The organism is Streptomyces deccanensis (assembly GCF_022385335.1).
Taxonomy (GTDB): Bacteria; Actinomycetota; Actinomycetes; order Streptomycetales; family Streptomycetaceae; genus Streptomyces; species Streptomyces deccanensis.
Window position 1 is genome coordinate 2,792,203 of the sequence record NZ_CP092431.1, and the last position, 13,339, is coordinate 2,805,541.

Below are 13,339 nucleotides of genomic sequence, written 5' to 3' on the forward strand. Positions count from 1 at the left end.
ACGCTGTTCGTCACCGCTTCTCCGCCTTCCCCCGTACGCCCTTCGGCCCCTCTGCGGCCTTGGGCACCTTCAGTTCGACTTCCGTGCCCTGGCCGGGCACCGAGATCAGCTCGGCCGTGCCGCCGATGTCGCGCAGCCGCCCCCGGATGGAGAGGGCCACGCCGAGCCGGCCCTCGCCCTCGGCCTGGACGAGCCGTCCCTCGGGGATGCCGGGTCCGTCGTCCCGTACCGTCACGATGATCTCGTCCGGCCAGTCCTCGACCAGGATCCAGGCGCGGGCCCCGTCGCCCGCGTGCTCGCGCACATTGTCCAGGGCGGCGCCGACCGCCGCCGCCAGCTCCCGGGCCCGCCCCGGGGCGAGCGTCACCGGCCCGCCCGGCTCGGCGAAGGTGACCTTCGCGCCGGCGTACGGGGCGAGCAGCGCCCTCAGGTCCACGGGGTCCCCGGCGCCGTCGTCGGACGCGTCGGGTTCGTCCACCACGCGGACGAGGGCGCCCTGGGCGGCGTCCTCCGAGATCCGGGAGACGGGGACCAGGCCGCCGGAGACCAGGGTGCGCAGCGCGACCTCCTGCTCGCCCGCCATCCGGCCCAGTTCGGCGGCCTCGCCGCCGAGGGCGGTGCCGCGCCGCTGCACCATGGCGAGGACCTGCAGCACGCTGTCGTGGATGTCCCGGGCGAGGCGTTCCCGTTCGCGGGTGGCGGCCTCGATCTCCAGGGCGCGGGCGAGGGTGCGCTCGGAGGCGCGGGCGACCTCGACGACGTAGCCGATGGCGATGGAGGCGACCCAGACCAGCAGGACGTTGTGGATGGTGTCGCGGGTGGGGGCGCCCCGGTGGATCAGGTTGGCGACGGCGACGAGCGTGGAGGCGAAGGCCGCCCAGCGCCAGCCGCCCTTGATGGCGAAGGCCAGGACGGCGCCGGCGGTCCATATCGACGGCAGCGTGGGGCCGCCGGCCTCGATCCGCGCGGTCGAGTCGGCGAGCCGGGTGAGCAGGATGCCGGCGATCGCGATGGTGAGGTCGGCCGCGAGGAACCGCTTGGTGCAGCTGGCGGCGCCCGCGACCTTCGGCAGGGTCACCAGCGTCCAGCCGGCCAGCACCACGAAGTAGGTGATCGCGAGCCAGGGCCGCTCGAACTTGTCGTAGGCGCTGATGAACAGCCCGACGGCGTAGATCATCGTCAGGACTCGATAGCCGGTGAGCGCGCGCCACAGCGGCTGCTCCACCGACATCGCCATGACCCGCTCGAGCTTCGGCACGTCCCCCACCCCCTGCTGACTCGCCACCGGGCACCCCCGGCGCACGCGTCCGGAAGGCGACCGTACCCGGGAACCGGGCGGTCACGAAGCCGGGCGGTCCCCGTCCGCGTCGTCCTTGCCCGCGCGGGCCCTCTCGGCCTGTTCCCTGAGCTCCTTGGCGGCCTGTTCCTTCTCTGCCTTGGCGAGGGCGGCCCTGGCGGCCTTGTCGGCCTCCTTCTCGGCCTTGGCCGCGTCCGCGAGCTGCCGCTTGGCGGCGGTCGCGTAGATGTCGACGTACTCCTGGCCGGAGAGCTTCATGATCTCGTACATGACCTCGTCGGTCAGCGCCCGCAGGACGAAGCGGTCGTGCTCCATGCCCTGGTAGCGGCTGAAGTCGAGGGGCTTGCCGATGCGGATGCCGGGGCGCATGACCTTGGGCAGGACCTTGCCCGGGGGCTGGATCTTCTCCGTGTCGATCATGGCGACGGGGATGACGGGCGCGCCGGTGGCGAGGGCCACGCGGGCCAGGCCGCCGGGCTTGCCCCGGTAGAGGCGGCCGTCGGGCGAGCGGGTGCCCTCGGGGTAGATGCCGAACAGCTCGCCGCTCTCGATGACCTGTATGCCGCTCCTGATCGCGGCCTCACCCGCGCCGCGCGCGCCGGAGCGGTCCACCGGGAGCTGGCCGACGCCCTTGAAGAAGGCGGCCGTCAGCTTGCCTTTGATGCCGGGGGTGGTGAAGTACTCGGCCTTCGCGATGAACGTGACCTTGCGGTCCAGGACCGCGGGGAGGAAGAACGAGTCCGAGAAGGAGAGGTGATTGCTCGCGAGGATCGCGGCGCCCTCGGCCGGAATGTTCTCCAGGCCCTCCACCCAGGGCCGGAAGGTGACCTTGAGCGGTCCCCCGATAGCGACCTTCATCGCGCCGTACAACAACCGAGTGCCTCTCTGTGATCCGTGGATGAGACCTTAACCCGGACGCCCGACGAAGAGTCCGACAGGTCCGGCCGGTGTCGACCGAAGCCCCTGGTCGGTGTCAGTGCGGTCGCGTACGGTGAACCACATCCGGACTTTCACACCCTTCTCATGAACAGGAGACCGAACCGTGCCGGTCCTTCCTGGAGCCGAGCCGTACCACCACGAGGGCGGGGAGGTCGGAGTCCTCCTCTGCCACGGATTCACCGGGTCACCGCAGTCCATGCGTCCCTGGGCGGAGTATCTCGCCGAGCGCGGGCTGACCGTCGCGCTGCCCCTGCTGCCGGGCCACGGCACCCGCTGGGAGGACCTCCGCCCCACGGGCTGGCAGGACTGGTACGCGGAGGTGGACCGCGAGCTGCGGACCCTGCGTGAGCGCTGTACGCGGGTCTTCGTCGCGGGGCTGTCCATGGGCGGCGCCCTGGCGCTGCGGCTGGCCGCGAAGCACGGGGACGCGGTCGCCGGCGTGATGGTCGTCAACCCGGCGAACAAGGTGCACGGCCCGGCCGCGCACGCCCTCCCCCTGCTCCGGCACTTCGTCCCCACCACGAAGGGGATCACCAGCGACATCGCCAAGGAGGGCGTCGAGGAGCTGGGGTACAGCCATGTGCCGCTGCACGCGGCGCACTCGCTGCGCAATTTCCTGCGCCTGGTCGACGGGGAACTGCCCCAGGTCACCCAGCCGTTGCTGCTGCTGCACAGCCCACGGGACCATGTGGTGCCGCCCGTCGACTCCGAGCGCGTCCTCGGCCGGGTGTCGTCGACGGACGTCACGGAGATCCTGCTGGAACAGAGCCACCACGTCGCGACGTTGGACCACGACGCGGACCGGATCTTCGAGGAGAGCCACGCGTTCGTCACCCGGCTGGTGAAGAAGTCCGACGCGGAATCCGTACAGCAGTCTGATTCGGGGTCCGCGGGGCGGAACGGTCCGGGATCCTTGGAGCAGAGGGAAGGGACGGCCACTGGTGGCTGAGCACGACTCCGAGCGTGAGCCGGAGGAGCAGGGAGCGCCTCTCGGCGCCTCACCCGGTGACTCACGGGGTGACTCCTCGGGCAGCTCCGCAGGCGGCCCCGCCAAGGGCGCCGGGGGTGCCTCGTCCGGCGAGTCGCCGGGCGAGGAGCAGCACGCGGCCGAGGAGCAGCACGTGCCGTTCGACGAGGACGCCGCCTGGCGGGCCATCGTCGCCGGGTTCGGCGCGGAGCCCCCGGACCCGCCGGGTGCCAAGCCGTTCAAGTCGGTGGAGGACCTGGCCCTCCTGGAGCCCGAGCCGGAGGAGTCCGCCGACAAGGCCCCGGACGGCGCCGCCGGCCCCGCGGCCCCCAGGCCGCTCGGCAGTTCGGTCGCGTTCGCACCCGGTGTCGGGGCCGGACCGCGCGACTACAGCGTGCCCGACCCGGTCGGCGAGGACACGGGCGACGAGGCCGACGAGGAGGACGAGGACGGCGAGGGCCACTTCGTGCCGCCCGAGCCGCCCCCGCTGCCCGAGGCCGACGCGACCGCCAAGTTCGCCTGGCTGGGCGTGGCCGGCGGTCCGGTCCTGCTGCTGCTCGCCGTGCTGCTCGGCTGGGAGATGACCTGGTGGCTCACCACCCTGGGCATCGGCGGCTTCCTCGGCGGCTTCGCCACGCTGGTGATGCGGATGAAGAGCGACGACGAGGACGACGACGATCCGGGCCGGGGCGCGGTCGTCTGACCCCACCGCCACCCCCGCCGCCACCGACGTCGCGTCGTGTACGAGGGCCCGCCCGGGATCGTTCCGGGCGGGCCCTCGCCGTCGCCCGGCACCACGACACGCTTCCTCGGCGGCGGAATGGAACTCGATTCCGGGGAACGGCGAAGTACGGGTGCACGACCGAACGAGCCCAAGCCTTCGAGGCGTTCGGACGAACGAGAGGAGCCCCGATGCCCGTCGGACCACCGGGACTCGGCACCCGCGACACGGATCGCGAGGAGAGCGACGCCCGCGTGATCGAGCGGTCCCGGGACGAGCCCGAGCTGTTCGCCGTCCTCTACGACCGCCATGCCGACGCCGTGCACCGTTACGCGGCCCGGCGGCTGGGTCCCGAGGCGGCGGAGGACCTGATGGCGGAGACCTTCGCCATCGCCTTCCAGCGGCGGCACACGTACGACCTGGAGCGGCTCGACGCCCGCCCCTGGCTGTTCGGTGTCGCCACCAACCTCGTCGGCCGGCACCGGCGGACCGAGGCGCGCCGCTTCAGGGCGCTGGCCCGGCTGCCGGAGCCGGTGGAGCACGAGGAGCCGGTCGCGGACCGGGCGGTCGCCAGGGCCGGTGCCACGGGGGTGCGCCGGGAGCTGGCGGCGGCGTTGGCCGGGCTGTCCGCCCGGCACCGCGACGTGGTGCTGCTGGTGGCCTGGGCCGGCCTCGACTACGAGGAGGCGGCCCAGGCCCTCGGCGTGCCCGTCGGCACGATCAGATCCCGGCTGAACCGGGCTCGCGGCAGACTCCGCGAAGCACTGGGCGGATCCGATCCGACCGCTTTCCGAGAGGCAGACGCCCATGCGTGACATCGACGACCCGAGGGCCCTGGAGGACCTGCGGGACCTCGCCGACTACGACGCGGGGGCGCCCCCGCTGGACGAGGAGACCCGGCGGCGCGGGCGGGCCCGGCTGCTCGCCACGATCACCGCGCAGGGCGCGGACCGGACGGGCAGGCCAGCCTTCCGGCTCGCCTCTCCGGTACGCCGCCGGCCGGTCCTGCGGATCGCGCTGAGCGGGGCGGTCGCCGCCGCCGTCACCGCCGGTGTCCTGGTCGCCGTGCAGCACGACCGCGACGACGACGGCCGGGGCAGGACCGCGAAGCCGCCGGTGGCGAGCCTGCCGCCGATGCGGAACGTGAGCGCGCGGACGGTGCTCAACGGGGCGGCCGCGTACGCGCGACAGCACGAGAAGCCGGTCAGCCCGCGCGACGACCAGTTCGTCTACACGAAGGAGATCATCAAGGAGACCGAGCAGAAGACCGGGCGGACGAAGACGCACGTCGACGAGAACTGGCGCTCGGTGGACGGCTCCCGGCGCTCCTGGATCATGGAGGTCGGCAAGGGCTGGTGGTCGCCCCCGCTGGCGGACAACGAGAGCATGTGGCCGCCGCAGGACTGGGGCACGCTGCGCGAGCTGCCGACCGACCCGGAGCGGCTGATCCTGGAGATCCAGGGAAACTTCTTCGGGGGCAAGGACAAGAACACCTCCCTGGACGCCATCACCGACCAGGAGTGGTCGCACATCCACTTCAGCCTCGCCGGGCTGCTCAAGCTGGTCCCGGTGATGCCCGAGGGCCTGCGGCCGGCGGCGTACGAGGCGCTCGGAATGGTGCCGGGGGTCAAGGCGGTGCCGAACCAGAAGGACGCCAAGGGGCGGGTCGGCGTGGCCATCACCTACGACGACCCCACCCTGCCCGAGGGAGCCTCGGGCTACGGCGGCTACTTCATCTTCGACCCGGTGACCTACGCCTTCCTCGGCTTCCGTGACCAGCGTTCCTCGGGCGACGGCAAGGACATGAAGATCTACACCCAGCTCTCCTACCTGGACAGTTGGGCGATCGTCGACCGGGCCAAGGAGCACCCGTCGGCCGCGGGCTAGGGCGGTACGACGTCCCTAAGCCTCGGCGGGGACCCTGAGGGCGGCCAGGACCGGCAGGTGGTCCGTGGCCGCCCTCAGGTCGTCGTGGGTGATGCCGGGGTGGTCGAGGGGGACGCCGCAGCCGAGGACCTCGATGCCGCCGGTGGCCAGGATCGCGTCGATGCGCTGGTGGGGGTCGGTGGGGGTGGAGGTGTACTCGCCGCCCCACGGCGTGGTGCTCCAGCAGTCCTGCAGTTCACCGGCGAGGCGGCGGAACGTACGGCCCTGCGGACGCTCATTGAGGTCGCCGCCCGCCACCGCGTGCGGCACGCCCAGGCCGGCGAGGTGGTCCAGGAGCATGCCGCCCTGCTCGTACCGCTCGTCCTTGTGGAGGGAGAGGTGGCAGGACAGGACGCCGAGGCGGGCGCGGCCGAAGCGGACCACCGCCGTGGCGAAGCCGCGCCGGTGCAGGCCGGGGGTGAGGGGCAGCAGGACGTCCTCGGTCTGCTCGACCGTGGCGCGCAGACCGCACAGCAGCGCGGGGCCGGAGGCGGTGGCGCCGCCGGAGAGGGTGACCAGACCGGAGGCCGCGGCGAGCCGCGCGAGTTTCTTGCGCCAGCGGAAGAAGCGGGGGGCCTCCTGGATCAGGACCAGGTCGGGGGCGCAGGCGGTGATCACGCGGGCGAGGGCGTCCGTGTCGTCGCGCATGGAGCGGATGTTGTAGCTGAGGACGCGAATGGTTGCCGAACCGTCCGGGTTCGTGCGGGAGTTGGGGAGCGGGGTCACCATGGGGATCAAGATACGCCCACGAGCTCGGGTGCATTTGTCCGCTTGCGACTGCCGGTGCGTCGTGGTTCCTCGCGCGCACGCGGCGGAGCCGCATATCGACACAGCCCCGCGCCCCAGAAACGGGGCGCGGGGTTGCCGCCGGGCGGTGGTTACATGATCGGGTCGGGTTCTCTCGCGAGGTCCGCCGCGCCCACGAGGCCCGCCTCGTTGCCCAGCCGGGCGGCGATCACTTCGGCGACCGGGCGCCAGTTGCCGCCCACGAGCCAGCGCTTGTAGGACTTGCGGATGGGGTCGAGGACCAGTTCGCCCTCGTCCGACAGGCCGCCGCCGACGATGAAGGCGGAGGGGTCGAAGAGGGACGCGAGGTCGGCGAGGCCCGCTCCGGCCCAGCGGGCGAGTTCGCGGTAGGAGTCGACGGCGACCGGGTCGCCCTGGCGGGCGGCCATCGAGATGTGCTTGCCCTCGATGCCGTCGGGGGTGCCGTCGCCGAGGCCGAGCAGCAGCTCCGCGTTCTCCGGGGTGGCGTTGGCGCGCTGCTTGGCGTACCGGACGAGGGCGCGGCCGGAGGCGTACTGCTCCCAGCAGCCCTGGCTGCCGCAGCCGCAGAGCAGGCCGTCGGGGACCATGCGGATGTGGCCGAACTCGGCGGCCACGCCGTAGTGCCCGCGGCGCAGCTTGTTGCCGATGATGATGCCGCCGCCGAGACCGGTGCCGAGGGTGATGCAGATGACGTTGCGGTGGCCCTTGCCCGCGCCGAACTTGTACTCGCCCCAGGCGGCGGCGTTGGCGTCGTTCTCCACGACGACCGGCAGGCCCACGCGGGCCTCGACCTTCTCCTTGAGCGGCTCGTTGCGCCAGTCGATGTTGGGGGCGAAGTAGACCGTCGACCGCTGACGGTTGACATAGCCGGCCGCGCCGATGCCGACACCGACGATCTCGTGTCCGGCTCGCGCGCCCTCGACGGCGGCGGCGATGGCGTCCACGATCCCCTCGGGCGTGCCCGGGGTCGGCACCTTGTGCGTCGAGAGGATGTTGCCTTCCTCGTCGACCACACCGGCCGCGATCTTGGTACCGCCGATGTCGACGCCGATGGTGAGTCCCATGAATCCCTCAGTTTCGGTCGAGCCCCGCTACGGCCAACCGTACCCGAGGCCCTGCCCCGGGACTCCCGGCGTCCGCCCGGCGGACGGGCCCGCCGTCAGTCCAGGTCGATGCGCTCCCCGGGGCCCGGATCGTCCCCCTGGTCACGGCGTGCCTGGTGGCCGGTGTCCCGGTTCGTCCAGCGGCGCTCCTGGGCCTCGACGGCGGAGCGGTACGCGGCGAGGAGTTCACCGCCGGCGGCGGCGAGGTGGTCGAAGACGTCCGGGTTGCGTTCGATGACCGGTTCGACGGCGGCCTTGGCCTGGCGGACGACCTGGTTGACCATCTGCTGGGCCGCGCCGCCGGCGACCGCGCCGAGCAGCGGCGACTGGAGCCCGGACAGCTTGTCCGCGACGGTGTCGACCAGCTTGCGCAGTTCCTCGGCGGCCGAGCCGGGGGGCGGCCCGTAGCGGGCGCGGCGGCGGGCCTTCTCCGCGATCAGGTCCTCCTCGCACGCCGTCGCCCAGGCGTCGGCGTCGGTGGCGCGCGCACGGTCGCTCTCGCGTCCCTGCTCGGCCGTCCGCGCCTCCTCGGCCGCGTCCCTGCGCGCGGCCGCGTCCTCGCGCGCGGCGTCGGACGGGGGGCGCTCTTCGCTCATGGCGGGCTCCTGCCTACGGTTCGTACCTTCGACGTTACCCGAACGGGCGTATGCGGTTCACCGGGTCCGGGGCCACAACTGCGGGTCCGGCGCGAATCGGATCCTCAGGGAGCCCTCGCGCAGGGCCGCGCCGTCGACCGTGCACCGGCGCAGCGCCGACGGCAGCGGAACGATACGGCGGAACTGGCCGGCCGTGACGACCAACTCGTCGCCGCGCCGGATGAGATCCAGCTCGTCCCGTATCGCGCCGGGCAGCGGGATGTGCCACACGAGCACGCCCTCGTCCGCGAGGTTGTCGGTGACGGGCCAGACGACGCGTGCGGGAGCGTCACCCGTACCGGGGACGCCGAGGGCGGTGAGGTCGTCGAGGCCGCGGGGGTCGTGTCCGAGGTGGCCGACACCCCGTACGGGCCGGCCCTCGCCCTGCTCCTCCCACTCCTCCAGCGCCTTGCGCTGCTGGGCGACGAGGCCGGCGAGCCAGGTGTCGTGGACGCCCTGGGGCAGGACGCGGTTGGCGATCAGCAGGTCGACGGGGAGGGCCCGCAGGGCGAGTCCGACGCGCGCGAGGCGGATGTGGTCGGCGCCGGCCGGGCCGGGCTCGGCGACCAGGCGCACGCTGGTCCCGGGGTCCTCGACGATCGCGGCGACGGCGGCCAGCTCGACGTCCCAGCGGGCGGCCGTCTCGTAGAGCCACTCGGCAGGCATCGGCACCCCGGCGAGCCGTCCGAGGACCGGGCGCAGCGCGCGGGCCGCCTGCCGCTCCGGCGGGAGCAGTCGGCGCAGGTAGCGCCGCAGTTCCTCGGGGAGGCCGAGCAGGGCGAGGGCCTGCGGCGCGGGGGGCAGGTCGACGACGAGGAGGTCGTACGCCTCCGACAGCGCGGCGTCACGCAGCGCCCGCAGCAGGGCGAGTTCCTCGGCGCCGGGCAGGGGCGTGAGTTCCTCGGCGTCCAGCCGTCCCGCGCCGAGCAGGTCGAGGACGGAGGCGGCGCGCTCCTGGAACGCGACGAGGTCCTCGCGGAAGCCGGCCGCGGCGTCGGGGCGCCAGGCGGTGAGGTTCGGTGCCACCCGCACGGGCTCGGGTCCCGTGGCCGTGGCGAGGGCCGCGCCCAGCCCGTCCGTGCGGTCGGCGCTCAGCACGAGCGTCCGCATGCCCGCCCGGGCCGCGTCCAACGCCGTGGCCGCGGCGACCGTCGTACGGCCGCTGCCGCCTTGCCCGGTGATCAGGATGGTGCGCATGGGGGTGAACGGTAACTCAGCGGGGGGCACCCCGGCGCCGCCGCGGGTTGGGCCGGGGGTGGGAGGCGCTTACCGGCGCTGACAGGGCACCGCCTGCGCCCACCCTCCCCCATCGCCCCGGCGGCACGACTGCCCGCAGGGGGCCGGGGGAAAGAGGGCGAAGCCCGACTTCTCAGGGGCGCGGGGAACTGCGCGATCAGCCACGACGAACCCGCAGCCGCCCAGCATCCCGACCCCCCGAGCTGTCACGCGCCCGACGGCACCCTCCACCACCACCGCGAGTCGGGTGGGCGGGTGGGCAAAAAACCTACGCCCCCGACTCCACCCGCTTCTTCAGCCCCGCCAGCGCCCGATCGATGATGACCTTCTCCGCCTTGCGCTTGATCATCCCGAGCATGGGGATCTTGACGTCGACGGTCAGCTGGTACGTCACCTCGGTCACCGAGTCACTCACCGGCTTGAGGATGTAGGACCCGTCCAGGGAGCGGAGCATCTGGGACTTGACCAGCGTCCACGAGACCTCGTTCGCCCCGGTCCAGGTGTACCCCAGCGTCTGGTCGTCCTTGATCGCGCCCGCGTCCATGACCAGTCGGACCTGCTCGGCCCGCCCCTGCGCGTCCGTCCGGAGGACCTCCGCCTCCTTCACCTCACCCGTCCAGTCCGGGTAGCGGGCGAAGTCGGCGATCACTCCCATGACGTCGGCCGCCGCAGCCTCGATCGTGATGCTCGAACTCGTGAATTCCGCCATCGCCGTGGCTCCTCCAGAGACGTTCCGGTGAGGGAGGTGGGTGCGCACGTATGTGCAGCGTGAAGGCTACCGCGCGCCCGCCGAAGCCTCGTCACCCCACCCGGCGTTCACCACTCCAGCGCCCACGGCTTCCCGCTCCCCGCGAAGTGCCCCACATTCACACACTCCGTCGCCCCGATCCGCATCCGCCGCGCCAACGGCTGGTGGACATGGCCGAACAGCGAGTACCGGGGCCGGGTCTTCCGGATCGCCTCCAGCAACGCCCGGCTGCCGCGCTCGAATCGGCGGGCCACCGTGTCGTAGACCAGTTCGGGCACTTCCGGGGGGATGTGCGTGCAGAGCACGTCGACCTCCCCCACCGCCTCGATCTTGGCCGCGTACTCCTCGTCGCTGATCTCGTAGGGCGTCCGCATGGGCGTGACGAGCCCGCCGCCCACGAAACCGAAGACCCGGCCGCCGATCTCCACCCGTTCGCCGTCGAGGACGGTCGTCCCCGGTCCCGCGTACTCCGGCCACAGGCGTGGCATATCGACATTGCCGTAGGTGGCGTACGTCGGTGTGGGAAAGGCCGCGAACAGCTCGGCGTACTGCTTGCGGACGGCCTTCTCGATCACGGTGGAGCGGTCCTCGCCCACGCCCGCCCAGAGGCGGGCCCCGAGTTCGCGGGCCTCCTCGAACCGCCGGGCGGTACGCAGTTCGACGAGCCGGGTGGCGTTCTCGGCGCCGAAGAGGTCGGGGAAGATGCCGCGGGAGTGGTCGGCGTAGTCGAGGAAGAGGACCAGGTCGCCCAGGCACACCAGGGCGTCGGCGCCCTCACCCGCTCTGGCCAGGTCGTGCGCGTTGCCGTGCACGTCGCTGACCACGTGGATGCGCGTTCTGCCGTTACCGTCCGGTGTGCGTGCCATGACGATCAAGCGTAGGCGTGTGCGGCATACGTGAACAGAGCCGGTCGCACGTGCGGTTACTGGCCAGTCAGCAAGTGAGGGGATTATTCTTCCCGGGGAGAGCCCCCATGTGTGACGCGGAGAACATCTCACCGGACCCCCCTCGCGGAGAGGCCATACCGACGGGTAACGTCCGGGCAGTCCAGTTGTGCTCAGGTTTTCAACCAGTAAGGCCAAAGGATCCACAGGGGACCTGAGCGCTCGCCCCAGCCTTGGACCGCACCGTCGCAGCAACACAGAGTCGTGGCGCCGGCGCCCTATGAGGAGCAGCAGTCTTGCGCGAGTTCAGCCTTCCGGCTTTGTACGAGGTCCCGACGGACGGCAATCTGACCGACATCGTCCGCAGAAACGCCGCGCAGCATCCCGATGTCGCCGTCATCGCCCGCAAGGTGGGCGGCGCCTGGCAGGACGTGAACGCCGTCCAGTTCCTCGCCGAGGTACGGACGGCCGCGAAGGGGCTGATCGCCGCCGGGGTCCAGCCCGGTGACCGGGTCGGGCTGATGTCGCGTACCCGGTACGAGTGGACCCTGCTGGACTTCGCGATCTGGACGGCCGGCGCGGTCACCGTGCCGGTGTACGAGACCAGCTCGCCGGAGCAGGTGCAGTGGATCCTCGCCGACTCGGGCGCGACCGCCATGATCGTGGAGCTGGACGGGCACTCGGCCGCCGTCGAGTCGGTGCGCGACTCGCTGCCGGCGCTGAAGCACGTCTGGCAGATCGAGGGCGGCGGGGTGGAGGAGCTGGGCCGCCTCGGCCAGGACGTCACCGACGCGGCCGTCGACGAGCGCAGTTCGATGGCGAAGGCCGACGATCCGGCGACCATCGTCTACACCTCCGGCACCACCGGCCGCCCGAAGGGCTGCGTGCTCACCCACCGCAGCTTCTTCGCCGAGTGCGGGAACGTGGTGGAGCGGCTGCGGCCCCTGTTCCGCACGGGCGAGTGCTCGGTCCTGCTCTTCCTCCCCCTCGCGCACGTCTTCGGGCGGCTCGTGCAGGTCGCGCCGATGATGGCGCCGATCAAGCTGGGCACCGTACCGGACATCAAGAACCTCACCGACGAGCTGGCCTCCTTCCGGCCGACGCTGATCCTCGGTGTGCCGCGGGTGTTCGAGAAGGTCTACAACTCGGCGCGGGCCAAGGCGCAGGCGGACGGCAAGGGCAAGATCTTCGACAAGGCCGCGGACACGGCGATCGCGTACAGCAAGGCGCTGGACACCGCCTCGGGCCCGGCCCTCGGCCTGAAGATCAAGCACAAGGTGTTCGACAGGCTCGTCTACAGCAAGCTGCGCGCGGTGCTCGGCGGCAAGGGCGAGTACGCGATCTCGGGCGGCGCCCCGCTGGGCGAGCGCCTCGGCCACTTCTTCCGGGGCATCGGTTTCACGGTCCTGGAGGGCTACGGCCTCACCGAGTCCTGCGCCGCGACCGCGTTCAACCCCTGGGACCGGCAGAAGATCGGTACGGTCGGACAGCCGCTGCCGGGGTCCGTCATCCGGATCGCGGACGACGGGGAGGTGCTGCTGCACGGCGAGCACCTGTTCAAGGAGTACTGGAACAACCCGGGCGCGACCGAGGAGGCGCTGGCCGACGGCTGGTTCCACACCGGCGACATCGGCACCCTCGACGAGGACGGCTATCTCAGCATCACGGGCCGCAAGAAGGAGATCATCGTCACCGCGGGCGGCAAGAACGTCGCCCCGGCCGTGATCGAGGACCGTATCCGCGCCCACGCGCTGGTCGCGGAGTGCATGGTGGTGGGTGACGGGCGGCCGTTCGTCGGCGCGCTGGTCACCATCGACGAGGAGTTCCTGGGCCGTTGGGCCGCCGAGCACGGCAAGCCGACGGGTTCCACCGCGGCGTCGCTGAGCGCGGACGCCGATCTGAACGCGGCCGTTCAGGCCGCGATCGACGACGGCAACGCCGCGGTGTCGAAGGCGGAATCGGTGCGGAAGTTCCGCATTCTGTCCTCCCAGTTCACGGAGGAGTCGGGCCACCTGACGCCGTCCCTGAAGCTCAAGCGCAACGTGGTGGCGAAGGACTACGCGGACGAGATCGAGGCGATCTACCAGAAGTAGCAACCCATACCGGCCGTACGGG

13 protein-coding genes are annotated in these 13,339 nt (G+C 72.1%); 5 read left to right on the forward strand and 8 right to left on the reverse strand.

Going from position 1 to position 13,339, the window contains the following annotated elements:
• Window positions 1–10 precede the first annotated feature (10 nt).
• A complete protein-coding gene (macS, locus tag L3078_RS12460) occupies window positions 11–1,258 on the reverse strand; it encodes a MacS family sensor histidine kinase (protein WP_239753508.1) in 1,248 nt (415 codons plus the stop codon).
• Window positions 1,259–1,339: 81 nt separating this feature from the next.
• Window positions 1,340–2,155: a lysophospholipid acyltransferase family protein gene (locus L3078_RS12465; RefSeq protein WP_239753509.1), complete on the reverse strand. Its 816-nt coding sequence runs from the start codon at window positions 2,153–2,155 to the stop codon at window positions 1,340–1,342.
• 184 nt (window positions 2,156–2,339) lie between these two features.
• Here L3078_RS12465 and L3078_RS12470 point away from each other — a divergent pair, with 184 nt between their 5' ends.
• The 4 genes from L3078_RS12470 to L3078_RS12485 all read left to right on the forward strand — a co-directional run bounded on the left by L3078_RS12470 (window position 2,340) and on the right by L3078_RS12485 (window position 5,811).
• Entirely contained in the window at window positions 2,340–3,185 is an 846-nt protein-coding gene (locus L3078_RS12470) for an alpha/beta hydrolase (RefSeq protein WP_239753510.1), read from the forward strand.
• The gene (locus tag L3078_RS12475; protein ID WP_239753511.1) at window positions 3,178–3,906 is read left to right on the forward strand and encodes a hypothetical protein; all 729 of its coding nucleotides are present in this window, start codon (window positions 3,178–3,180) and stop codon (window positions 3,904–3,906) included. The genes L3078_RS12470 and L3078_RS12475 overlap by 8 nt, the downstream gene beginning before the upstream one ends.
• Before the next feature lie 209 nt (window positions 3,907–4,115).
• Window positions 4,116–4,739: an RNA polymerase sigma factor gene (locus L3078_RS12480; RefSeq protein WP_239753512.1), complete on the forward strand. Its 624-nt coding sequence runs from the start codon at window positions 4,116–4,118 to the stop codon at window positions 4,737–4,739.
• Complete coding sequence (locus tag L3078_RS12485; protein ID WP_239753513.1) at window positions 4,732–5,811, forward strand: CU044_5270 family protein; 1,080 nt, start codon at window positions 4,732–4,734, stop codon at window positions 5,809–5,811. The genes L3078_RS12480 and L3078_RS12485 overlap by 8 nt, the downstream gene beginning before the upstream one ends.
• 15 nt (window positions 5,812–5,826) lie before the next feature.
• Here the strand turns inward: L3078_RS12485 and L3078_RS12490 are convergent, their stop codons facing one another.
• From L3078_RS12490 to L3078_RS12515, 6 genes are all read right to left on the reverse strand, one after another.
• Window positions 5,827–6,579 carry an endonuclease/exonuclease/phosphatase family protein gene (locus L3078_RS12490; RefSeq protein WP_239753514.1) on the reverse strand — a complete coding sequence of 251 codons (753 nt, stop codon included), beginning with the start codon at window positions 6,577–6,579 and terminating at the stop codon, window positions 5,827–5,829.
• 149 nt (window positions 6,580–6,728) lie between these two features.
• Window positions 6,729–7,682 (reverse strand): ROK family glucokinase, encoded by a 954-nt coding sequence (locus tag L3078_RS12495; protein WP_239753515.1) that lies wholly within the window; start codon window positions 7,680–7,682, stop codon window positions 6,729–6,731.
• Window positions 7,683–7,777: 95 nt separating this feature from the next.
• A complete protein-coding gene (locus L3078_RS12500; protein ID WP_239753516.1) occupies window positions 7,778–8,317 on the reverse strand; it encodes a DUF5304 domain-containing protein in 540 nt (179 codons plus the stop codon).
• A gap of 57 nt (window positions 8,318–8,374) precedes the next feature.
• Window positions 8,375–9,553, reverse strand: a complete 1,179-nt coding sequence (locus tag L3078_RS12505) for an ArsA family ATPase (protein WP_239753517.1) — start codon at window positions 9,551–9,553, stop codon at window positions 8,375–8,377.
• A gap of 307 nt (window positions 9,554–9,860) precedes the next feature.
• Complete coding sequence (locus tag L3078_RS12510; protein WP_239753518.1) at window positions 9,861–10,301, reverse strand: SRPBCC family protein; 441 nt, start codon at window positions 10,299–10,301, stop codon at window positions 9,861–9,863.
• A 107-nt stretch (window positions 10,302–10,408) separates the two neighbouring features.
• Complete coding sequence (locus tag L3078_RS12515) at window positions 10,409–11,164, reverse strand: metallophosphoesterase family protein (RefSeq protein ID WP_239760289.1); 756 nt, start codon at window positions 11,162–11,164, stop codon at window positions 10,409–10,411.
• A 356-nt stretch (window positions 11,165–11,520) separates the two neighbouring features.
• On the opposite strand from L3078_RS12515, the gene L3078_RS12520 reads away from it, so the two are divergent.
• Window positions 11,521–13,317: an AMP-dependent synthetase/ligase gene (locus tag L3078_RS12520; protein ID WP_239753519.1), complete on the forward strand. Its 1,797-nt coding sequence runs from the start codon at window positions 11,521–11,523 to the stop codon at window positions 13,315–13,317.
• Window positions 13,318–13,339 lie beyond the last annotated feature (22 nt).